The organism is Azospirillum formosense (assembly GCF_040500525.1).
GTDB classification, from domain to species: Bacteria; Pseudomonadota; Alphaproteobacteria; order Azospirillales; family Azospirillaceae; genus Azospirillum; species Azospirillum formosense_A.
This window is the reverse complement of the sequence record NZ_CP159402.1, coordinates 141969-163922: the sequence shown is the minus strand read 5'-3', so window position 1 is coordinate 163922 and position 21954 is coordinate 141969. Positions and strand designations below refer to the sequence as shown.

Below are 21954 nucleotides of genomic sequence, written 5' to 3'. Positions count from 1 at the left end.
TCCAGAAGTAAATCTTCGCCGTCACCGCCCTGCCTACCTCTTTATTTCCATCAGAGATCCTACAGGTTGCCGGTCTTCAGGAAAATAAATCCCGCTCATTAACTGCGATTTAACCATGCAAAGGTTATTCGGAACACAGGCGAAACGATAGCGGACTTTTGGTTCCGGCTGCTTTCCCGCCCGATGGGAGCCTGTGACACGATGACCTTGCTGGCCCGCCTTTTTCTGCTGGTGCTTCTGGCCGTCCTGCCGGCCCTGGGCATCCAGGCCTACAGCGTGTTCCAGTTCCGTGCGGAGCGTGCCGAGGAAGTCGCCGCCCAGGCCGAGCGGCTGCTGCATCTGGTCGAGGGGGAGCAGGCCCGGATCGTCGACGGCGCGCGCCTGATGGTCACCTCCATCGCGGAATCGGCCACCCTGCGCGCCGGCGACTACGCCCAGTGCCAGGCCCATCTGATCCGTCTCGCCCAGCGCGCTCCCGAATACCGCAACCTGTCCGTCCTCGACCGCGACGGCAATCTCCTGTGCAGCGCCACGCCCGACCGCGCGCCGGCCGCCTCCGGCGCCAACGCCCAGCGTCCCTATGTCCGCCGCGCGCTGGAGGAGGGCCGCTTCGTCGTCGGCGAATGGACGACCCCCGGCCCGGCGGCCGAGCCCGGCACCGCCATGCTGCCCTTCGCGGTCCCCTTCCGCGACGAGACCGGCGCGATCGCCGGGGTGGTGACGCTCGGCCTCGACCTGCCCTGGCTGGCCACCAACTTCGCCGCGCGCCCCCTGCCCGAGAACGCCAGCCTGCTGGTCACCGACCGCAACGGCACCATCCTGGTCAAGCTGCCCAACGGCATCGCCCAGCGCGGCGAGCGCGTGCCGCGGCCCTATCTGGACCTGCTGAACGAGAACCGCGGCGGAATCACCACCCTGCCGGGGATGGACGGGGTGGCACGGGTGCTGGCCTATTCGCCGTCCCGCCAGGGCGCGCGCGATCTCTTCATCAGCGTCGGGCTCGACCACACCGCCGTGGCCGGCACCATCGACCGCGCCACCCGTCAGGGCCTGCTGATGACGCTGACCGGTCTGCTGGTGGCCATCCTGGCCGCTTGGATCGGCGGCACCCTGTTCATCCGCCGCCCGGTCGAGGCGCTGATCCGCGCCACCCAGGGGTGGAGCGCCGGCAACTCCAGCGCGCGGGCCGGTCTGGTCGACCGCAAGTCGGAGATCGGCCAGCTCGGCCGCGCCTTCGACGCCATGGCCGAAACCCTGGAGGCCCGCGAGCGCGCGCTGCGCGGCTCGGAGGAGCATCTGCGCGCCGTGCTGGACGCCCTGCCGACCTTCGTCGGCGTGCTGAGCCCGGGCGGCGACGTGCTGCAGGTCAACCAGACCGCCGTCCAGGCGTCCGGCCTGCCGGTCGAGCAGATCGTCGGGCATCCCTTCCACGAGGCCTGCCGGCGCGCCTTCGCCGGGGCCGCGGGCGACCGCCTGCGCACCGCGGTGGAGCGCGCCGCCCACGGCGACTCCGCGCGCTTCGACGCGCCGGTGCGCATCGCCGGCGACCACGCGGCGATCATGGAGATGCGGGTCACCCCGATGCGCGGCCCCGACGGGCGGATCACCCACCTGATCGTCTCGGGCATCGACATCACCGAGCGCAAGTCCACCGAGGAGGCGCTGCGCGTCGCCAACGAGCGCTTCCGCACGGCGCTGCGCAACTCCGGCGTCGTGGTGTTCAACCAGGACTGCGCCCTGCGCTACACCTGGATGCACAACCCGGCCCTCGGCTACACAGCGGATCGGGTGATCGGCAAGACCGATCTGGAGGTGTTCGAGGACGCCGCCGACGCCGAGGCCCTGACCGCCATCAAGCGCCGCGCGCTGGAGACCGGCGAGGGCGCGCGCGAGGAGGTCCGCATCCGCCACGCCGGGCAGGACCATTTCTACGACATGACCATCGACCCGCTGCGCGGCCCGGACGGCGCGCTGGCCGGCATCACCTGCGCCGCCGTCGACGTGACCGGCCGCAAGCAGGCCGAGGCCGACCTGCGCCGGGCGCGGGAGGCGGCGGAGCACGCCGCCGCCGGCAAGTCCAAGTTCCTGGCCGTCGCCAGCCACGACCTGCGCCAGCCCGTGCAGTCGCTCTACCTCTTCGCCGCCGCGCTGGGCGACCGCCTGCAGGGCCATCCCAGCCTGCCGCTGCTCGACAACATGCGTCAGGCGCTGGACACGCTGAAGGGCCTGCTGGACGGGCTGCTCGACATGTCGCGGCTGGAATCCGGCAAGATCGCCGCCAACCCGGCGGAGGTCCGGTTGGGCCAGGTGCTGGGCCGTCTGGTCGCCGAATACGCGCCGCGCGCCGCCCAGAAGGGGCTTGAGCTGCGCGCCGTCCCGACGCGGGCCTGGGTGAGCACCGACCCGTCGCATCTGGAGCGCATCCTGCGCAACCTGATCGAGAACGCGCTGCGCTACACCCGCCAGGGCCGCATCCTGATCGGCTGCCGCCGCAGCGGCCCCGACCGTCTGCGCGTCGAGGTGTGGGACAGCGGCGTCGGCATCCCCGCCGACCGGCTGGAGGACATCTTCGAGGAGTTCACCCAGATCCAGGGCAACGGCGACCGCGGGCTGGGCCTCGGCCTCGCCATCGTCAAGCGCCTGTCGAAGCTGCTCGACCACCGCGTGCGCGTGCGCTCGAAGGAGGGCATCGGCTCCGTCTTCTCGGTGGAGATGCCGCGCGTCGTCGTGGAGAGGCCCCGCGCCGCCGTCCCGCCGCCCGCCATGGACCTCTTCCGGCAGGCCGCCAACGACTGCGCGACCAAGGGGATGGTGCTGGTCATCGACGACGAGGCGATCATTCTGCTCGGCCTGAAGGCGATGCTGGAGGGCTGGGGCTACAGCGTGCTGACCGCGCGGTCGGGCGACCAGGCGCTGGAGCGGCTGCGCGCCGACGGTCGGCGTCCGCAGATCGTGCTGGCCGACTATCAGCTCCAGCAGGGGCGGACCGGGCCGGAGGCTCTGGCCGCGGTGCAGGGTCTGGTCGGCAAGGACGTGCCGGGCATCATCCTGACCGGCGACACCGCCCCGGAGCGGCTGGACGAGGCCCGCCGCAACGGTTTCAGCATCCTGCACAAGCCGGTCTTCCCCAACGACCTGCGCAAGATGATGGCCAGCGCCGGGGCGGCGTGATACGGCGGAAGCGCGTGCGGCGGCGTCAGCGCCGCCGCACGATCCGCCGCCACAACGGCACCGGGCGCTCCTCCTCGGCCTTCTCGGCCAGCCACTGGTCGGCCAGTTCGCGCACCTGCCAGCCGCCCAGGTAGCGGTCGCAGTCGATGGCGCTGTACAGCCGCACCTTGTCCCGGCCGAGTCGTTCGAAATAGTCCAGCGTGCGCTGGCGGTCCATCGCGTTCATCGGCGGGTTCATCGGGTCCATGGAGCGCATCCTGTCCGGCCTCCCCTCTGTGGTGCCCAAAAGAACGGCATACACCCGTCGCGGTTTGTTCAGTTGGTATATGGATTGGGCACGCAAGCATCCCAATAAGCCTTTGGTTGCAAGAGCTTCCCCCGCCCCTTCCAACGAAGGTCAGTCTTGCGCGGTCGCGGCCGCCCGTCCCTTCCCACCTGCCCCGCGGGCGTGCACAATGCGGCACACGGATGCGTGGGCGGCGGGCCGCCGCCCGGCGCGATCAAAAGACACCTTCAGAACCGGGAGCGGGGGATCATGAGGAAGACGTCGTGGATGGCGGGAGCCCTGGCGGCGGCCGTCGCCGGGCTGTGCGCGGTTTCGGCCTCGGCGCAGACCAAGGTGACCGTGGCGATGAGCGGCTGGACCGGCTTCGCGCCGATCACGCTGGCCAAGGAAAGCGGCATCTTCAAGAAGAACGGCATCGAGGTCGAGATCAAGAAGATGCCGACCTCCAACCGCCACCAGGCGATGGCGGCGGGCGAGGTGCAGGCGATCACCACCACGGTGGACACGCACCTCCTCTACGCCTCCTCCGGCGTGGACGTGACGCAGGTGCTGGTGCTCGACAGCTCGCACGGCGGCGACGGCATCGTCGTGCGCGACGCGGTCAACAGCCTCGCCGACCTGAAGGGCAAGCAGGTGGCGGTGCAGTATGGCGGCGTGCCGCAGTTCTGGCTGGCCTATGTGCTGAAGAAGAACGGCCTGTCGATCGGCGACGTGCAGACCGTCAACCTCCAGCCGTCGGACGCCGCCAACGCCTTCGTCGCCGGCCAGTTCGACGCCGCCGTGACCTACGAGCCCTACCTGTCCAAGGTGCGCGAGGCCAAGGGCAAGATCATCGTCACGTCCGACCAGACGCCGGGCGTCATCATCGACACGCTGGCCTTCCAGCCCGACTACATCCAGAAGAACCCGAAGGTCGTGAAGGCCTTCGTCGACAGCTGGTTCGAGGCGCTGGACGAGATCAAGAAGGACGAGAAGAAGGCCTTCGAGATCATGGGCCGCGACGTCAACCAGACGCCGGAGCAGTTCGCCGACTCCGCCAAGTTCGTGCGCTGGTACGACAAGGCGGGCAACGTCGAGTACCTGACCAAGACCATGCCGACCTTCATCAAGGAGGTCCAGGACGTGATGCTGGAGGCCAAGCTGATCCGCAAGGCGCCGCCGAGCCTGGACAGCATGACCGACGCGTCCTTCGTGAAGTAAGACGGTACGTTTCTGCTGCCGTTGCCCCCTCCCTAACCCTCCCCCGCTCACGGCGGACCGAAGGTCCGCCTGCCGCGTCAGCACAAACCTTTGGTTCGTGCGAGAGCTGCGCAGGGGAGGGAATCTGGCCCCCTCCCCTGCGACAGCGGGGGGGCCGGGGTGGGGCAAGCGCCTCCAATACATCGACAACGGTCCACCAATCCCATGTCCCCCCTCTTCACTCCGCTGAAGCCGGTCGCTCCGGCGCTGCGCACGGTGCTGGGCATCTCCTGCTTCGTGCTGTTCTTCCTGGGCTGGGGCATCGCCACCTACGGCGGCTTCGTGAAGCCTCTGTTCCTGGCCTCGCCCGGCGACACGCTGACGGCGGGCATCGCGCTGTTCCGGGAGTTCGGCTTCGCCGAGGACATCGCCGTCACCGTCTGGCGCGTCTTCGCCGGCTTCGCCATGGCCGCCGCCCTGGCGGTGCCGCTGGGCATCCTGATGGGGGCCTTCAAGCCGGTGGAGGCCTTCTTCGAGGCCTTCGTGTCCTTCGCCCGCTACCTGCCGGCCTCGGCCTTCATCCCGCTGCTGATCCTGTGGGCGGGTGTGGGCGAGTTGCAGAAGGTCCTGGTCATCTTCATCGGCTCGGTCTTCCAGCTCGTCATCATGGTGACGGTCATCGTGTCGGGCATCCGCACCGATCTGGTCGAGGCCGCCTACACGCTGGGCGCCAAGCGCGACGGCGTGGTGCTGCGAGTCCTGCTGCCCGCGGCCTCGCCGCAGATCTTCGAGGCGCTGCGCCTCGTGCTCGGCTGGGCCTGGACCTACGTGATCGTGGCGGAACTGGTCGGCGCGTCGCGCGGCATCGGCCACATGATCATCGACGCCCAGCGCTTCCTCGACACCGGGCAGATGATCTTCGGCATCTTCGTCATCGGCGTGATCGGCCTGATCACCGACCTGCTGTTCCGGGCGCTCAACGCCCGCCTCTTCCCGTGGGCCAAAGGACGATAAGCGCCGGCCATGAGCAAGCTGTCCATCCGCAACGTCGAGAAGACCTTCCCCGGCCGCAACAACACGGCGCCCACCCGCGCGCTGATGCCGACGAGCCTGGAGGTCGCCGACAACGACTTCATCACCATCCTGGGGCCGTCGGGCTGCGGCAAGTCCACGCTGCTGCGCATCGTCGCCGGTCTGGAAACCCCAACCACCGGCGAGGTGCTTCTGGAGGGCAAGGCGGTGTCCGGCCCCGGCCCGGACCGCGGCATGGTGTTCCAGTCCTACACGCTGTTCCCCTGGCTGACCGTGCGCGACAACGTCTGCTTCGGCCTGCGCGAACGCGGCCTGCCGCGGGCGGAGCAGTTGGCGATCGCCGACCGCTTCCTGGCCCAGGTCGGGCTGAAGGGCTTCGAAAACCACCACCCCGCCCAACTGTCCGGCGGCATGCAGCAGCGCACGGCGCTGGCCCGCGCGCTGGCCAACGACCCGAAGATGCTGCTGCTCGACGAGCCCTTCGGGGCGCTGGACCACCAGACGCGCGAGTTGATGCAGGAACTGCTCCTGGGCATCTGGGAGGCCGACCGCAAGACGGTGATGTTCGTCACCCACGACATCGACGAGGCCATCTTCATGGCCAGCCGCGTGGTGGTGATGTCGGCGCGGCCGGGCCGCATCAAGTGCGACATCGCCATCGATCTGCCGCACCCCCGCTCCTACAAGGTCAAGACCACCCCGGAGTTCGCCGCCTACAAGGAGCGGCTGACCGAGGAGATCCGCGTCGAGACCATCAAGGCCGTGACCATGGAGCGCTGACCGGCGCTCCCCTCCAGACCCGACAACGCGAAGGAGCGGCGCTTTCGGGCGCCGCTCCTTCTTTTTTTAACCACCGGATCAGAGCTGGCGCCCGGTGTTCACGACCAGATCGGACAGGACGACGCCGGCGCGCTCGGCGTCCGACGCGAGCGTGCGCGGGCAGTTCCAGTGCAGCCGTCCGTCGATGTCGAGCATCCGGCCATGGCGCTTCAGGACCCACACGCCGGTGGTCGCCAAATGGATGACACGGGCCAGCGCTTCCCTGCTGACGCCTGGACCACCCGGAGACAGGGGCTGGGCCGCCGCCGGGACGGTTGCCGGAACCGCGGGATGGATCGCCGCATCCGAGCGCTCGAAGGCCGGCGCGCAGGGATGGGCGCTGACCGGCTGCAACGGGTGCCGTTCGCGCCGGTCACTCGGGCGGCTCGCCGGGAGAGCGGTAAGCGCCTGCGGTCTGGGAAGATGCAGCATGGTGGGCATCCTGGGACGTTTCCGATGAGCCTGCGCCTTTGATGTCGCGCAGGTTGTTAGGACACTGAACGTTCCACGCGCCCCGAATGAAGTAAAGAGGAAACGAGCCCGAACGCGTGCAACGTTTCGACGCGGAAAAATGGTAAATAAGCAATAACCAGTTTAATTCCACCGTTGTCGGCCATTCGCCAAGCACGGCCCTCCCGGCTTTGCACAGCGTTCGCGAATCCCTATTTCGAGGCAGGGTAACGGGCAAAGCCCACTCTCTTAGGGATGGTGGCGATGGCTTTCTGCCCCGGAATAGTCACACGCAAAAGTGTGTTCGTTCCGTAAGCATGCGAGACAAGCGCAGGCTTGACCGCTGGCTTTCGAGGCCGGCGGCACCCAGGAATGCAGGGAAGAAAACGGGTAGGATCATGATAAAGAAACTGGCAGTGATCGTGGTTGGTGGCCTTGTTCTGACGGGCTGCTCGAACCTCAGCCACCGCGAACAGCGCACGCTGTCGGGGGGCGCCATCGGCGCCGCGGGTGGTGCTGCGGTCGGCGCCCTGACGGGGGGCAGCGCCGTGATGGGCGGCGTGATCGGCGGCGCGGCGGGTGCGGCGGTCGGCGCGCTGACGTCCAACAACGGCAAGCGCCGGTAAGCGCCGGTCTACAACGGGGATTGGGCCGCCGGACAACGTCCGCGGCCACCCCGCAAGCCCGCGCGCCTGGAACGTTCAGGCTTCGGCAGACCTCTGATTTTTTAAAGGAGTTGTTGGAGCGGGTGAAGGGAATCGAACCCTCGTCGTAAGCTTGGGAAGCTCGCAATACGCTCCTCTAATACATTGAATTTTATCGCACATAATGAATCCAAGTGGGCGTTGTAAGCTCTTGTGTAAGTGTCGCAGGGCAGTAGCTAACGGAACGGTCGAAGCGCCGGTATCTACCGTCGCCGCCTCTCAGATCGGCCGCGACGTGAATATGCGCAATCACCTATCGCGAAAATGCGATCAAATGAGGCGTTTGGCGCACGCGATGACACCTTACCGCTATACGGCAGAACTTTTTTCGGTAGCTGAAGGCATATGCATCCTAAGTTGCCATCATATTTGAATGGATGTACAACTGCCAGAAGTTCACTGAGACACACCACCCGTCGGATTTGCCAAGAGGGAGAGCTATGGCAACCATGGCATTTGACGTACGGTCGATCAGAAAGGAAGTGCGTACTTCCGATTTTGAAACCAATACGGCAATAAGAAACAAAAGTGTTTTGGATCAAGCCGTCGCGACGGCTGTCGATTTTGCCAAGAATAGCACTGGAACCATATCATTTTCATCGCATGAAAGACGCGGGAAGAAGGTATTCCAAGCAAGTGAATTTTGCCACACTCTTGTTATACGAAAGTTAAACAACAATCTAAGGAGGATTACCCGAGTAAAGCAAGCTAATAGAGAGAACATTGTAAATTGCCTTCGATCATTCCTAGCCGAGGGCGTGGATTATCGGGTGTATAGGTTTGACATAAAAAGCTTCTACGAGTCTATCAACAGGGACGATCTGCTTGCTGAGCTCACTTCTGACGTTGGATTTCCAAGGGATTCATTGCTTGCAATAAAAATCTTTTTCGCTTCCCTTGAAAGCCAGGGCATTCCAGGACTTCCAAGAGGCGTGCCATTAAGCGCTACGCTTTCTGAATACGTTATGCGGACCTTTGATCGCAATGTTCGGTCGGGGAAGGGTATTTTTTTCTATGCCAGATTTGTAGATGATATCGTCATTATCACTGATCGTAAAGAAACGCGAAAGGACTTTGTTAAATGCATAAAGCGGTACTTACCCAAGGGACTTAATCTAAACCAGAGCAAGACAAGAATAACAGAAGCACAAAACCCACCAATTAAAAAATCTGCTACCCCGAACATGGTTGGCAGAGTCGAATTTCTTGGATACTGTTTTAAAATATTTGAGAGACAGAAGGATAGCGCCAACAGAATTGCAAGAAAGGTGGACGTTGATATAGCCGGCTACAAGGTAAAGAAGATAAAGTCCAGAATAGCATTGTCTGTTCTGAAGTTCTTAAAAGATAACAGTTTCAAAGATCTAGAAGACAGGATGAAGTTTATCACTGGCTCATACAAGATGTACGATTACGAGAAGAGCATAGTTCGGAAACTTGGCTTGAGGTACAGCTACAGCATGATAAATATATCTAGCTCCGTCGCCATTTCCGATCTCGATGCATTTTGGAGGCGTATCGTTCTCAATAGAAATGGAAAACTTGGCAAGTTATACTCCTCTATATCCAGGGAGCAAAGGGACAATCTCCTCTCACTTACATTCAGCAGAGGCTTCTCAAACAATATATACTACCATTTTAGCGGCGAAAGAATGCAAGACCTAGTGAGGTGCTGGAACTATGCGTAAGAAATATGTGAAGGGAAATCTTCGTAAATCAGACATTGTTCGTGCGGTTCTGTCAGACACCGCTCCCTATGAAGTGCCTATCATAGTGTCAAATGATGGTTTCTACGATAATCTAAGGCACATCGCCAAGGCATCGGCCGGCTTGAGCGAACTGGTCCGCACGCTCATCGTCGAAAATGACAGAAAGTACACTACGCCCTACCGATATAAAATTACGAAAGACGCAATTTCCATGCGTCAGCTTAGCTTGCCTCACCCTTCATCTCAATACAACGTGGTAAAGTTTTATAAAGAATATTCGTCAGTCATCAGCTACTTTTGCAGTAACGGAACATTCTCTATCCGGCGACCTGTAAAAATTGGAGGATCGTACTCATACAAAGGCTCTTCTTCTGACCAAAACAAGTACAAATCTTCCCTTATAGATTTGGCTCCTAAAGAAAAATTTTTGCGGAATCCATCTTCATACTTCGCATATGCAGGATACCAGCGGATCTATCAATTTTTCGATTCGAACGATTTTATGAGGCTGGAGAAAAAGTTTGCCTCCATGTGGCTTATCGACGTATCAAAGTGCTTTTCTAGCATATACACACACACTATAGCCTGGGCTGTAAAAAATTCAGACCACTCAAAGAGCAATGTTTCCGCCATTACGTTTGGCAACGAGTTCGACAAACTCATGCAGAAGATGAACATCAATGAAACGAACGGAATTTGTATCGGCCCAGAGGTGAGTCGTATATTTGCTGAGATTATACTACAAGATGTAGACAAGCTAGTTGTAGAAAGAGCCAAAACGGCAGGGTTTTGGGTCGGCAAGGACTTTGAATGCCGTAGGTATGTTGATGATTACATATTGTTTTCAAAGGACGAAAAAACAGCCGGGATCATCTTCAAAATCATCTCTGACTCTCTTTCAGAATACAATCTCCACATCAACGAAGGCAAACTCGACAGATATGGTCGGCCCTTTATCACAAAGAAGTCTTTTATTATCCATAGAGCTAAAGAAACGCTTAAAATTATGTTCGAAAGCACTATAGAGGAGACTGGAGACAAGCTTCTAGCACCGAAAAAAATTGGAAATCGTCCGGCATTGGTCAGATCCTTCATCTCATCTGTGAAGGCTATATGTGCAGATGCTGGCGTCGGTTATGACTCAATCGTAAACTATAAAATATCAAGCATTGTTAAGCGAATTGAAGTTCTAAGCGAAGACTATGCCAAAGTTAAATCAAAAAACGAAATTGAAAGTAAACTATATGTATCTTTGTTTTTGACGTACATAGAAATAGTATTCTTCCTATATACTGTGCATCCTACTGTGGCGTCGTCCTTCAAAGTCGCTCGTGGCGTAATAATCGGTGTGCGATTTTTCAGAGAGAAGCTTCCTGAACACCTGGAGGAGGTTGAGCTACTAATTCATAAATGGTGCATTCAAGCTATTCGTGGTGTCGCCCGAGGTGATGAGATATCAACAACACGTTGGATACCGGTAGAACTTCTAAATATTGTGGTAGCATCAAGGGAGCTCTCAAATGTTCATAGCATGGAATCTGCATTTTTAGCAAACGAGGTGTTCTGCATAGAGAATTCTGATTACTTCTCACTCGTCTCATGTCTTTACTATATAAGAGATTTGCATCAGTATGACGACATAAGGAGTAAGATCGCTATAAGGGTCAAGGAACTTGTAAGTGAAAAAGACTCCAATTTACATTCCCAGCAGGCACACCTCGCTCTGGATGTGATCTCATGTCCGTTTTTACCGCAGTCCCTTAGAGGGACCATTTTGGATATGTTGCGCCAACAATGTGGTCTAGCGGCAATTCCAGCCGCAGAGCGCGACGCAATCGTTTCAGAGATAGAAGGACGCCCTTGGTTCGTGCAGTGGGACCATGTCGATCTTCTTAACCTCATTCAAAAAAAAGAGTTGTCCGCCGTCTACTAAAGTGGTACCACCTTCTCTGGAGACTGTGCAATACCGCCGACCGTTCTGCTCTTGCAGCGGATCGGCTTACCGCCTGCGGATGGTACCCGAGTGCGATCGCATTCGGCGAAGACGACGGGACGGGGCGTTTACCGCACACACATAGGCGTGAGCGCGGTCTCCAAACTTCCTCCACTATCGCTGTACGATTTTCCGACACCTGGGCTTCAGCTGCACCGGGAAGGCGTTTGGATCAGTTTTTCATGTCGTCCGACACAAAATGCCCCTGCGGCCGGGAGGGCTCTCCGTCCGCGGCGCCGAGAGGCCCTACGGGGACCGCAGGATCTTTTTCGCCGTATCGGTGAGCGCACGGCTTGCTTCGGCGATTTGCCCGAGCAGCTCGGACACCTCTCGATGGCCTCCCCTCTCTTCGTTGGTCAGCCACATCTTGAGAAGGCCCCCGAGTCGATTGATGTCGGCGTGGGTCCGTGCCAGCACGTCCACTTGCTGGTAGTCGACGACGTTCCTGGGCTGGGTCCCGAGCGCCACCTCCCTCAGATAGGCCGATAGGGACAGCCCGGCGGTCTTGGCGTTCGCCTCGATCTCCGCGCGTTCGGCCGGCAAGCACCAGACGTTGATGGGCGATGTTGTTCGACGGGTGCCGTCGCCCTTTAGCGATCTCTTCATGACGTATCCCTTTCATGCAGGCGGAGCCTGCCGGCCTCGCAGAGGAGGTGTCCGTTGAGCCGCAGGCGAATAAGGACGTGATGGACCAGTGTACCGGTACATCACCCATCCTGCCTTACAACGCAAATGAAAAACACCGCGCAGCGAATACAAATATCGACGCGTTATGCCACTTGGTTCTTTATTATGCCATACAGCACTAAACACCGCGATTCACTTCGCGTTGGTGCAAAATTTTTTTCAACACTGCATTTCTCATTTATGTAATGACTAAGAGCTTCGCATACACAGACGGGAAGGCTGATGATGTCACGACGACAGGCGACAGCGGGACGGGTGGCGTTTCTGGCGCGACGGGAAGCGATCTGGGCGGAGCTGGTCAAGGGCTGGTCGGTGTCTTCGGTCCACCGTCAGTTCGCGGCCGAGGTGCCCATCGGCCTTCGCCAGTTCCAGTTTTACGTGAAGCGCTACCTCGTCGAGAAATCACTGCCGCGCTTCGTCGCCCTGGCCGAGGTGTCCAGCGCCGCAGCTCCCGCCACCCCGCCGCCCTCGTCGATCCCCGCGCCGCAACGGGCATCCCATGGTTCCGAACCGACGCCGCAGGGCTTTCTCCGGATCAGCAAGCCGACCTCCAGCGATCTTTACTGAAAGGTGCAAACATGGCGTTCGTCCATATCGTGCTTCAGGGCAAAGGCGGCGTGGGAAAGACCCTGGTCGCCACCGTTCTCGCCCAATACATTCAGGACAGCCACAAAAACGACGGTCGGCTGCTGGCCTTCGACGCCGATCCGGTGAACAGCGCCTTCTCGACCTATCGGCGCTTTCGCGCCCAGACGCTCGACATGCTGCCCGACGGCACCGTGAACCTTTCCGATGTGAACCAGATGATCGACGCCGCGCTTGGCCACTGCGGCGACGTGGTGATCGACATCGGTCCAGCGCTGTTCATCCCGTTGGCCAATCGTCTCGCCGATGGCTCAATCGTGCGCCCGTTGGAAAGCCAGGGGTGGAACGTGATGGTTCACTCCGTTGTCGCGGGCGGCTCGGCCCAACTTGAGACGCTGGAGGGCTTGGGCCGGACCATTCACTCGCTGCCGCCCGGCGTTCCAATCGTCGTGTGGCTGAATGAATTTTTCGGCCCGATCATCGCCCCTGACAGACACTCGTTCAAAGAGATGAAGGTTTATACCAGCAACCTTCACCGATACGCCGGCCTCGTTCAAATCCCGAACAAAGATCCCGCGACCTTTGGCACAGATTTACGCCAGATGTTGGAGAAGCGAAGGACCTTTGCGGAGGTTATTGCCGACGCCGACACTCGGATCATGACGCGTCAACGGCTGACGTTGATGCGCAACGAGCTGTATCGGCAGCTTGATGCCATTCTGCCTACCGGACTGTCCATGGAGTAGGATGGGTGAGGCTGTGGTCCATGACCTCCGCGGTCAGCGCGGGGGTCGCGCCGCGGAGCATGGTCGCCGCGCATTATCCCCCGATGGTGAGCATCCAACCACCGGTAAGAAATTTAGAGGAATAATATTACCGGTATTATGGGGTGGTGATCTCCCGTATCCGACTCGAATGCCGGGGGTGGCATAGTCCCGAACGAAGGGGTGGTAATGTCCCGTGGATAACCTTGCAGTTTCCCGCGCGATACGCACACCTGCGAGGGGGTGGTGATGTCCCGAACCATCACGACCAAAGGGTTTTGACGGGGAACGCCTCCTTCGCGATGGGTGGGGGCGACTGTCGCAAAAGTATGCCGCCCTCAACGGGCTCGACCCTGGCCTCGGGATAGACCGCCATAGCCATTATCAACGCTTTCCACATTTCACGCTTGAAGTTCTTCTTGTCGCTGTACTCCTGTCCGAACTGGTCGCGAAGGTTCGCCCACGATACCTTGGCGCCGGCTGCTGCCCGAACACGGTGCAGCCGGTGAGCCAACCATGTGTAGGTGTCCAAGGCCAACGCCGAGTGCCGCAAGGCGCCCAGGGCGCGCGGGTCCAAAGGAACTGCGAATTGACGCAACGTGTCGTAGAAGCGCAGTGAAAGCTCTAACGTGCCCGGCCATAGCGTTCCCTGCTTCCCTGTCTCATGTAGCCATGCCTCGAAACGTTCGATAGGCTGAGCTTGTACCGTGGTCTGTCCGATGCCCAGCCGCATTTCGCAGGCCGCCAGAGCCTTCATCTGTGCCTGGAAGCGCTTGTATTCGTGTCCTCCGGTATCAACACCGATCGTCAGCAGAAAACTGCGTATGCTGTCGCCGAGTTGCATAACCGGTGAGTTTGTTCGGACCGCCTCAGAACACAGGTGAATCAGCACCAGCCTGGGCATAGCCCCATAAGGAAGCGGTTGTTTTTCCCACCCGCGTCCTGTCCAAAGCGAACCTGCCCTCAATAACAATGATACATTTCCGTTTGTTCGCTCGAAGCTATCATCCTTGGTGCAGCTACGAGGCAATCCAACTTGACACAACACTGAATGCAGAAAGTTTATGGAACTTGGTTTTGACGATCGAATTTCGGCTCCCGCATTGGTAATTCGCTCCACAATCGGCTTGCGTGATTTTAGATGTTTTCCCACGTCATTAATATTCTCAATCGGTGTTTCTTGCGATACCCGTTGAGAGTGCGAATTACCACTTTGTTGTTCGATCAAATGGTTTGGACGAAAGGCAACTTGACCCGCCGCGCTGGGAAATTTCATGGCGGTCACGATTTATCGTTTTCCGCTGTCGACTCCTTTGTTCGGCTATCAAGCCACTCCTGTATGTCTGAAACCCGATATCGAACGCAACGCGCCGACAGGGTGAGATAGCGGGGACCGCATCCACGGACGCGCCAATGGGCCAGCGTCTGCGGTGCAATTCCAAAAGTTTCACCCGCCTCCTCCGGCGTGCAAAGCCTCTCGAGGGGGTTTGCCGCAGACTTGCGTAGAATGGAACGTTTGCTCATCGAGGTGCCTCTCAGCGGTCAAGAGGCCCTCATTTTTCCCACGGATGCGTACTTGTCGACGTAAGTAGGGTAAGAAAGGGGAAAAATGGCTTTCCCCAACCTCACCTAATTATCTTGGCTTAAATTTATATATAGTAGACACGAAATCTTTTATGGTTTCATGGCTGTAGTCGAGATTAATTCCAAGTTTATTTATTTCTTCGTCGATTTTTTCTATCATTTTTGCCTGGGTTTCTGGATAGCTTTCTTTTCCTATTACTCTGCATGCAATAGCTGCAACAATCTTCCATCCAGATTTCGGAGCCCGTCCCTTACGAGGAAGTGCCGTCATCTCTTTAGTTTCCTTAACAATGACATCCACAAAACACTTTCCAAACGTAGGGCCTACAACACCCCAATGGTCATCACGGATATCAAATGAAAAATCTCTCATCTTGGCATGCGCCTTAAAGTAAATCCAAAATTCCCTTGTTATTTGGCTGTGCAAATCGCCATCACGAGGACGCCCATACGCAACCACTGCTCCATTAATAAACATATCTATAAAATCGTGAACGTACTCCATCCCTTCTTCTTCACCTAAACCCTTTCCAATATTTATTGTATTAGCAATTATTGATCCAAGATTATTACAAAGGAAGTCTTCATAAGGAAGTCCCCGCTCCATATTCCCTCCCGACTATCACAATTTTCAGGATTATTGTTTCTGAAGAGATACGGTAATTCCCGCAACACGGTTCGTGGCAATTCTCAATGCATCATCCTGAAGATGAGCATAACGGCTGGTCGTCTTGGCCTGGGTGTGCTCCAGCAATGCCCCAACCACGGGCAGGCTCTCCCCCGACGACACGAGCAAGCTGGCGAAGGTGTGGCGCACGTCATGCACCCGAACTCCTTCGATGCCGGCGCGGCGGCAGACCGCCGCCCAGAAGGTGCGGATGGTCGTCATGTGACCGTTGGCGCCGTCGCCGGAGAAGACCCACGGCGGCAGCTCGCCCTTGCGCTGCTTCGCCTTCTGGGCGCTCTGACGCTTCGCCAGAACCTCGACGGCGGCGGGCGAGAGGGGGACGCGGTGGATACGCTTCTGCTTCGTCGTGGCGGCCGGTTTCACCCACAGGCCGACAGTCAGGTCGACATGCTCCCATTGCATCGCCAGCACCTCGCCAACCCGCGCGCCGGTCAGCAGCAGCAAGCGGACCACATCGGCGGAGTCCTGCGCCTGGCTCTGGTCCAGAGCGGTCTGTAGGCGAGCGATCTCCTCTGGCGTCAGATACCGCTCGCGCCCTTCCTCGGCGTTGCGCTCGATCTTGTTGGCGGGGTTCTCGGTCAGCATTCCCCAGCGCTCGGCGGTGGAGAAGATGGCGGAGCACAGCGACACCGCCCGATTCGCGGCCACGGGGAAGCGCTTGGAAATCCCGTGGTGCATGTCCTCGATGTCCTTGCGGCGGATGTCCGTAATGCGCTTTTCGCCAAGGACCGGCAGAATGTGGTTCTTCAGCAGCAGACGGCGGTTCTTCAGGGTGCCCGCGCGGTTGCGCCGTCCGGCAACCTCCTCCAGCCAACGAGTCGCGAACTCGGTCAGTGTCGGGTTCAGGTCCGGCTTGACCTCGCGCGCTTCCTTGCGCTCCTGGGCGGGATCGCGGCCAAGGTCGGCGGTGGCGAGAACCTTCCGGGCCTCCTGGCGCGCTTTGTCGAGCGGCACCTTGTTGCAGAACCCGATGGTCATCCGGCGTTCCTTGCCGCCGCGCACCCGCATCTGAACGATCCAGGCTTTCGCACCGCTGGCCGTGGCACGGACGGCGAAGCCGGGCACCTCGCTGTCCCAGACGAAGGCTTGCCCCTTCTCGGGCGGCTGTAGCTCGTCCACGAGGGTCTTGGTAAGGCGGACGCGGGCCATGGCTAGTCACCCCCCTGCTTACACGAGAGGCACTTACAAGGCCGCTGGGCGGGCTTTTTGCGTGGGGGCGTTGATTCGCCTGCCATCGGCTTACAGCCCGCTTACACGCCCTGTGTAAGCACCGATGTAAGCTAGCATGGGGCAGAATCAGGCACAACGAAGCACCACCGGGCATCCCGGTTTGGCGCTAACTTGTTGATTTCTTAGGGAAGGTGTTGGAGCGGGTGAAGGGAATCGAACCCTCGTCGTAAGCTTGGGAAGCTTCTGCTCTACCATTGAGCTACACCCGCGCGCCGCATGTTTATAGGCGACGCTTTCGCCGCTTTCAAGCGGTTCGAGCATGCCACAAGCGGGATTCGGTAAGTTCCCGCGGGGAAGAGGCGAAAACCGACACCAGCGGCGAGATCAGCCGCGGAAACAAGGCGGTGCCGCCGGCCGCCGGCCGCACGTCCTCGTTCGCGGGCACGCCATAGCCCTCGTCCGTTGCCGGGACGGTCACCATGCCGGCGGCGCCGGCCAGGGCGCCGGGGACCAGTTCCAGTCCCAGGAAGCGGTCGAGGTCCACCGGACCCGGCAGGGCCATGTCCAGCGTCAGCTCCCGCGTGAAGCCGAACCGCGCGTAGTAGGGCGCGTCGCCGACCAGGATCACCGCCCGGTGGCCCAGCGCCGCCGCCTTGTTCAGGCTCATCCGGATCAGCTTGCTGCCGAGCCCACCGCCCTGCAGCCGGTCCGACACGGCGATCGGGCCGAGCAGGAGCGCCGGCACGGTGCCGCCGATGGTCACCGGCCAGTAGCGGATCGTGCCCTCCAGGATCTCGTTGCCCAACTCGTCATGCTCGATGGCGACGAAGCCGAGTTCCGGGATCGGGGCGACGCCCTCCCGCAGCTTGTAGGCGGTCTTCTTGAAACGATCCGGGCCGAAGGACCGGTCGAGCAGGGCTTCGATCGCCGCGTCGTGCCGCGGCTCTTCCAGGGAGATCATCATGTCAAGGGGCTTCCCGGCAAAAGAACTGTGGTCGGAGGCGGACCGCGCCGCCGCGCCGGGGGAGCGCCGGATCAGTGCCGGCGGAGACCCGAAGCGTCCGCACGCGACCCAAGGACGGCCGCAACCGCGCGCAGCGCGGCGTGGCGTCGTCGTCGGATGCTGATGCTGTGCGGACGAGACATGGGCAAGGCTCTTCGGCCGTTGCAGGGACCTCGCATATAACACCAGCGGACAGGGGGTTCAAGCGATCGTGAAAGGGCCGGAACCGGCCCGTTGCGCATGGCTTCCCGGTGTGTCCTGCATGCATCGCCGGGGGCCCGTCCCATCGCTTCCGGCCATCCGGAGGGGGTGTCCCCCGCTCCACCACTGGACAGGCGCTTTCCCCCACCCCTATTCTCAGGGCCGGGAGTGCCGCCATGTACACGAAAGTCACCCGCGCGATCCGCGTCACCGTCCAGCCGGTCTTTCTCGACGAGCAGTCGATGCCCGCCGAAAGCCGCTATGTCTGGGCCTATCACGTCCGGATCGAGAACGAAGGCCAGGAAACCGTCCGGCTGCGCACACGCTATTGGCACATCACCGACGCGCTGGGGCGCGTGCAGGAGGTTCGCGGGCCGGGCGTGGTGGGCGAGCAGCCGGTGCTGGAGCCCGGCGGCAGCTTCGAATACACCAGCGGGACACCGCTTCCCACGCCCTCCGGCATCATGGTCGGCTCCTACCGCTTCGAAACGGGCGGCGGCGAGGCCTTCGACGTGGCGGTTCCCGCCTTCTCGCTGGACAGCCCGCACCAGCCCCGCCAGCTGAACTGACGCCGCCCGCGCCGCGCTAGACGCCGAGGAACCCCCGGCGCCCGCAACCGATCGCCTCAGGACGGGGCCGGACGGCCGGGGCCGGCTCCTTGACTGTGGGGCCTGCGCCCCCACTTGCGCCATACTCCGCTCCGCTGCCTGCCCTCGGAAGATCGCAGTGATCCGGGCGGGCGGCGGGTCGTATCTATACCCGACACGCCAACTCCGGCATGGGCGCGCCGCGCGGCCGGGCCGCTTGTCGCCAGGACCCATCCGACCGAGACTCGACCAGGAATCGAAAGGCTACGCCCCGTGACGGCTTCCAAGACTCCGCACGCCGACAACGTCCTCCGCGGCCCCGGCCATCCCGCCGACACCGACCGTGGCGAGACCGCGCGCCCGACCCGCGCCGAGGCCGAGGAGGCCGTCCGCACGCTGATCCGCTGGGCCGGCGACGATCCGGCGCGCGAGGGGCTGGTCGGCACGCCGGATCGGGTGGTCCGCTCCTACGAGGAGTTCTTCGCCGGCTACGCCATCGAGCCGGAGGAGATCCTCGCGCGCACCTTCGAGGAGACCGACGGCTACGACGAGATGGTCGTCCTGCGCGACATCCGGCTGGAGTCCTATTGCGAGCACCACATGGTGCCGATCATCGGCAAGGCGCACGTCGCCTATCTGCCCCGCCAGCGCGTCGTCGGCATCTCCAAGCTGGCGCGCCTCGTCGAGGCCTACGCCAAGCGCCTGCAGATCCAGGAGAAGATGACGGCGCAGATCGCCAACACCATCGATCAGGTGCTCCAGCCCGAAGGCGTGGCCGTGGTGATCGAGGCGCAGCACCAGTGCATGACCACCCGCGGCGTGCACAAGACCGGCGTCACCATGGTGACGAGCCGGATGCTGGGCGCCTTCCGCAGCGATCCGTCGACGCGGCGCGAGTTCCTGTCGATGATCGGCAATCCCGGCTCCCGCGCCGAGTGAGCCGCTGCCGCGTCAGTCCGCGCGGATGCCGTGCTGGCGCAGCAGGCTGTAGAGCGTCGGGCGGCTGACCCCGAGCAGGCGCGCCGTCGCCGACAGGTTGCCGCCGGAGCGGGCCAGCGTGTCGAGCAGGGCGCGCCGCTCCGTCTCGTCGCGCAGGACGCGCAGCGTCGGCGGGGCGTCGCCAATGGCCAGGCGGCGCCCTTCCAGTTCCAGGTCGGCGCGCTGGAAGGCGCGCTGCACCACCCCGGCCAGCTCCTGCGCGTCGATCGGCTTGCCGCACACCTCGTGGGCGCCGCGGGCCACCGCGCGCACCGCCAGCACCCGCTGGTCGCGCGGGGCGAGCGCGATCACCTTGATCGACGGCGCCTCGCCCAGGATCAGCGACAGGGCGTCCAGGCCGTCGCCGCCTCCGTTCGGCGACTCCGCCAGTTGCGCCAGATCGACCGACAAAGCCACCACCGGGGGACGGTGCGCCCGCACCGCCTCCAGCGCGTCCGCCACGCCGCCCGCGGCGACGATCCGGCACACCGGCAGGGCGTCCTGCACCCGGCCTTCCAGGGTGGGATCGTCATCGACGACAAGCAGCGTGCGTGGGACCATGATTCTCCAACTCTCCGACCGGGAAACGGGCCGGCGGTCAGAATCGCGGCAGGCGGCCCGTCTGTCCAAGGCGCGTTGGCATGAACACCGGCGCAATTTGGGCAAAATTGCGTTGTCGAAAGGGGTGCACCGCGGCGGGATGCCTGCCCGCCCGCCACCCTCTCCCCCTCGCCCGGATGGTCTGCTAAGCTCCCGCCGCACAAGGGCGAATCCGCGCCCGGGGGAGCAGGTCATCATGGCGGCGAAGGTCACACCGGCGGTGAACGCGGCGAAGGCGGCGGGGATTGCCCACCGCCTGATGGAGTATGAGTACGACCCCTCGGCGGACGCCATCGGCCTGCACGCCGCGGCGGCCCTGGGGCTGGACCCGGCGGTGGTCTACAAGACGCTGATCGTGCAGCTGGAGCCGAAGGCGCTGGCCTGCGTCGTCATCCCCGTCGCGGCGAAGCTGGACCTGAAGGCGCTGGCCGCCGCCGCCGGGGCGAAGAAGGCCGATCTCGCCGACCCCGCGCTGGCGGAGCGCACCACCGGCTACATGGTCGGCGGCATCAGCCCGCTGGGCCAGCGCAAGGCCCTGCCCACCTTCATCGATTCCAGCGCCGAGAGCCTGCCGGAGATGGTCGTCAACGGCGGGCGGCGCGGCCTGCAGATCGCCCTGGCCCCGGCGGATCTGGCCCGCGCCACCAGGGCCGCGGTGCGGCGGATCGTGGTGCCGTAGGCGAGCTTCCGCCCACATGCCCGCCCACACCCCGGCCATGACACCGCCGCACTACCGCCGCGGCCGGGTTCCGGATAGGGTGCGGGCACGATGTCCCACTCTGCGCCCGACCCCGCGCCCCACCCCGTCCTCCACCCTGCCCCCGCGAAGCTCCCGCCATGCTGACCGCCAACCTCGCCGCCCTGGGGGCCGCGCTCTGCTGGGCGGCCAGCGGACTGATCGCCATCGGCCCGGTGCGGGCCATCGGTTCGGTCGCCTTCAACCGCCTGCGCATGAGCATCGTCTTCGTCGGCACGGCGCTGGCCACGACGCTGCTCGGCGGCTGGCAGACGCTCGACCTGCAGGGTGCGGCGATCCTGGCGCTGTCCGGCGCGGTCGGCATCGTGATGGGCGACACCGCGCTGTTCTGGGCGCTGGGGCGCATCGGGCCGCGCCGCAACTCGGTCATCTACGCCACCAACGCGCCGATCACCGCGCTTCTCGCCTGGGCCGTTCTGGGGGAGGCGCTGGGGCCGTGGACGGCGGTCGGCATCGCGCTGGTCACCGCCGGGGTGATGCTGGCGATCTTCTTCCGCGCCAGCCCGGTCCCGAACGGCACCAGCCCCGCCCTCCATGACTGGGAGTCGGTGCGCGGGCGCCTGCTGATCGGCGTCGGCGCCTGCCTGATCGCCGCCGTCTGCCAGGCCGCCGGCTCGGTCATCGCCCGGCCGGTGATGGCGGCGGGCGCCGACCCCATCGCGGCGGCGGCGGTGCGCGTCGGCATGTCGGGGCTGCTGCTGTTCGCCGGCGGGCTGCTGCCCGGCCAGCGCCTCGGCTTCGGCCCCGGCCTGACGCCGCGCATCTTCGCCCAGGTGGTGGTGAACGGCTTCATCGGGCTGGGGCTGGGAATGACGCTGCTGCTGATCGGGCTGGCCCACGGCAACGCCGGCGTGGTCGCCACCCTGTCGGCCACCAGCCCGGTGCTGATCCTGCCGATGCTGTGGGTGTGGACCCGCCAGCGGCCGGGGGCCGGCGCCTGGGCGGGCGCCATCGTCGCGGTGCTGGGGGTGGCGCTGATCGTCAACCGCTGATCCTGCCGGGGCGGC

21 protein-coding genes and 1 tRNA gene are annotated in these 21954 nt (G+C 62.3%); 13 read left to right on the top strand and 9 right to left on the bottom strand.

The window, feature by feature from the left end; translation table 11 throughout:
• The first annotated feature begins 201 nt into the window (after positions 1 to 201).
• Positions 202 to 3171: a PAS domain-containing protein gene (locus ABVN73_RS00775; protein WP_353858500.1), complete on the top strand. Its 2970-nt coding sequence runs from the start codon at positions 202 to 204 to the stop codon at positions 3169 to 3171.
• Between the two features lie 25 nt (positions 3172 to 3196).
• On the opposite strand, the gene ABVN73_RS00770 is transcribed toward ABVN73_RS00775, so the two are convergent.
• Complete coding sequence (locus ABVN73_RS00770) at positions 3197 to 3427, bottom strand: hypothetical protein (protein ID WP_353858499.1); 231 nt, start codon at positions 3425 to 3427, stop codon at positions 3197 to 3199.
• A 297-nt stretch (positions 3428 to 3724) separates the two neighbouring features.
• Between ABVN73_RS00770 and ABVN73_RS00765 the strand changes: the two genes are divergently transcribed.
• From ABVN73_RS00765 to ABVN73_RS00755, 3 genes are all read left to right on the top strand, one after another.
• Entirely contained in the window at positions 3725 to 4657 is a 933-nt protein-coding gene (locus tag ABVN73_RS00765; RefSeq protein WP_353858498.1) for an ABC transporter substrate-binding protein, read from the top strand.
• A gap of 204 nt (positions 4658 to 4861) precedes the next feature.
• Complete coding sequence (locus ABVN73_RS00760; RefSeq protein ID WP_353858497.1) at positions 4862 to 5650, top strand: ABC transporter permease; 789 nt, start codon at positions 4862 to 4864, stop codon at positions 5648 to 5650.
• 9 nt (positions 5651 to 5659) lie between these two features.
• The gene (locus ABVN73_RS00755) at positions 5660 to 6448 is read left to right on the top strand and encodes an ABC transporter ATP-binding protein (protein ID WP_353858496.1); all 789 of its coding nucleotides are present in this window, start codon (positions 5660 to 5662) and stop codon (positions 6446 to 6448) included.
• A 78-nt stretch (positions 6449 to 6526) separates the two neighbouring features.
• Here the strand turns inward: ABVN73_RS00755 and ABVN73_RS00750 are convergent, their stop codons facing one another.
• Positions 6527 to 6841, bottom strand: coding sequence for a hypothetical protein (locus ABVN73_RS00750; protein ID WP_353858495.1), 315 nt, complete (start codon positions 6839 to 6841; stop codon positions 6527 to 6529).
• A gap of 494 nt (positions 6842 to 7335) precedes the next feature.
• On the opposite strand from ABVN73_RS00750, the gene ABVN73_RS00745 reads away from it, so the two are divergent.
• The 3 genes from ABVN73_RS00745 to drt3b all read left to right on the top strand — a co-directional run bounded on the left by ABVN73_RS00745 (position 7336) and on the right by drt3b (position 11283).
• Complete coding sequence (locus ABVN73_RS00745; protein ID WP_353858494.1) at positions 7336 to 7563, top strand: YMGG-like glycine zipper-containing protein; 228 nt, start codon at positions 7336 to 7338, stop codon at positions 7561 to 7563.
• Positions 7564 to 8081: 518 nt separating this feature from the next.
• The gene (gene drt3a / locus ABVN73_RS00740; RefSeq protein WP_353858493.1) at positions 8082 to 9329 is read left to right on the top strand and encodes an antiviral reverse transcriptase Drt3a; all 1248 of its coding nucleotides are present in this window, start codon (positions 8082 to 8084) and stop codon (positions 9327 to 9329) included.
• The gene (gene drt3b, locus ABVN73_RS00735; RefSeq protein WP_353858492.1) at positions 9322 to 11283 is read left to right on the top strand and encodes an antiviral reverse transcriptase Drt3b; all 1962 of its coding nucleotides are present in this window, start codon (positions 9322 to 9324) and stop codon (positions 11281 to 11283) included. The genes drt3a and drt3b overlap by 8 nt, the downstream gene beginning before the upstream one ends.
• A 306-nt stretch (positions 11284 to 11589) precedes the next feature.
• Here the strand turns inward: drt3b and ABVN73_RS00730 are convergent, their stop codons facing one another.
• Entirely contained in the window at positions 11590 to 11949 is a 360-nt protein-coding gene (locus ABVN73_RS00730) for a conjugal transfer protein TraJ (RefSeq protein ID WP_353858491.1), read from the bottom strand.
• Positions 11950 to 12252: 303 nt separating this feature from the next.
• Between ABVN73_RS00730 and ABVN73_RS00725 the strand changes: the two genes are divergently transcribed.
• Positions 12253 to 12597: a hypothetical protein gene (locus tag ABVN73_RS00725; protein ID WP_353858490.1), complete on the top strand. Its 345-nt coding sequence runs from the start codon at positions 12253 to 12255 to the stop codon at positions 12595 to 12597.
• Between the two features lie 11 nt (positions 12598 to 12608).
• Positions 12609 to 13361: a hypothetical protein gene (locus ABVN73_RS00720; protein ID WP_353858489.1), complete on the top strand. Its 753-nt coding sequence runs from the start codon at positions 12609 to 12611 to the stop codon at positions 13359 to 13361.
• Positions 13362 to 13641: 280 nt separating this feature from the next.
• Here ABVN73_RS00720 and ABVN73_RS00715 read toward each other — a convergent pair whose 3' ends face one another.
• The 5 genes from ABVN73_RS00715 to ABVN73_RS00695 all read right to left on the bottom strand — a co-directional run bounded on the left by ABVN73_RS00715 (position 13642) and on the right by ABVN73_RS00695 (position 17785).
• Positions 13642 to 14655, bottom strand: a complete 1014-nt coding sequence (locus tag ABVN73_RS00715; protein ID WP_353859489.1) for a replication protein RepA — start codon at positions 14653 to 14655, stop codon at positions 13642 to 13644.
• Positions 14656 to 15012: 357 nt separating this feature from the next.
• On the bottom strand, positions 15013 to 15570 hold the full coding sequence (locus tag ABVN73_RS00710; protein ID WP_353858488.1) for a hypothetical protein: 558 nt from the start codon (positions 15568 to 15570) through the stop codon (positions 15013 to 15015).
• A gap of 30 nt (positions 15571 to 15600) precedes the next feature.
• Entirely contained in the window at positions 15601 to 16800 is a 1200-nt protein-coding gene (locus tag ABVN73_RS00705) for a tyrosine-type recombinase/integrase (protein ID WP_353858487.1), read from the bottom strand.
• A 216-nt stretch (positions 16801 to 17016) separates the two neighbouring features.
• Positions 17017 to 17090 (bottom strand) — tRNA-Gly (locus ABVN73_RS00700).
• 35 nt (positions 17091 to 17125) lie between these two features.
• On the bottom strand, positions 17126 to 17785 hold the full coding sequence (locus ABVN73_RS00695) for an N-acetyltransferase (RefSeq protein ID WP_353858486.1): 660 nt from the start codon (positions 17783 to 17785) through the stop codon (positions 17126 to 17128).
• 416 nt (positions 17786 to 18201) lie between these two features.
• Here ABVN73_RS00695 and apaG point away from each other — a divergent pair, with 416 nt between their 5' ends.
• Together apaG and folE are read left to right on the top strand one after the other, a co-directional pair.
• Entirely contained in the window at positions 18202 to 18594 is a 393-nt protein-coding gene (gene apaG, locus ABVN73_RS00690) for a Co2+/Mg2+ efflux protein ApaG (protein WP_014238636.1), read from the top strand.
• A 291-nt stretch (positions 18595 to 18885) separates the two neighbouring features.
• Positions 18886 to 19551, top strand: coding sequence for a GTP cyclohydrolase I FolE (gene folE, locus ABVN73_RS00685; RefSeq protein ID WP_353858485.1), 666 nt, complete (start codon positions 18886 to 18888; stop codon positions 19549 to 19551).
• A 12-nt stretch (positions 19552 to 19563) separates the two neighbouring features.
• Here folE and ABVN73_RS00680 read toward each other — a convergent pair whose 3' ends face one another.
• Complete coding sequence (locus ABVN73_RS00680; RefSeq protein WP_353858484.1) at positions 19564 to 20151, bottom strand: helix-turn-helix domain-containing protein; 588 nt, start codon at positions 20149 to 20151, stop codon at positions 19564 to 19566.
• A gap of 235 nt (positions 20152 to 20386) precedes the next feature.
• Here ABVN73_RS00680 and ybaK point away from each other — a divergent pair, with 235 nt between their 5' ends.
• Both ybaK and ABVN73_RS00670 read left to right on the top strand, forming a co-directional pair.
• Complete coding sequence (ybaK, locus tag ABVN73_RS00675) at positions 20387 to 20869, top strand: Cys-tRNA(Pro) deacylase (RefSeq protein ID WP_353858483.1); 483 nt, start codon at positions 20387 to 20389, stop codon at positions 20867 to 20869.
• Positions 20870 to 21027: 158 nt separating this feature from the next.
• Complete coding sequence (locus ABVN73_RS00670; protein WP_353858482.1) at positions 21028 to 21939, top strand: DMT family transporter; 912 nt, start codon at positions 21028 to 21030, stop codon at positions 21937 to 21939.
• The last annotated feature ends 15 nt before the right edge of the window (positions 21940 to 21954 follow it).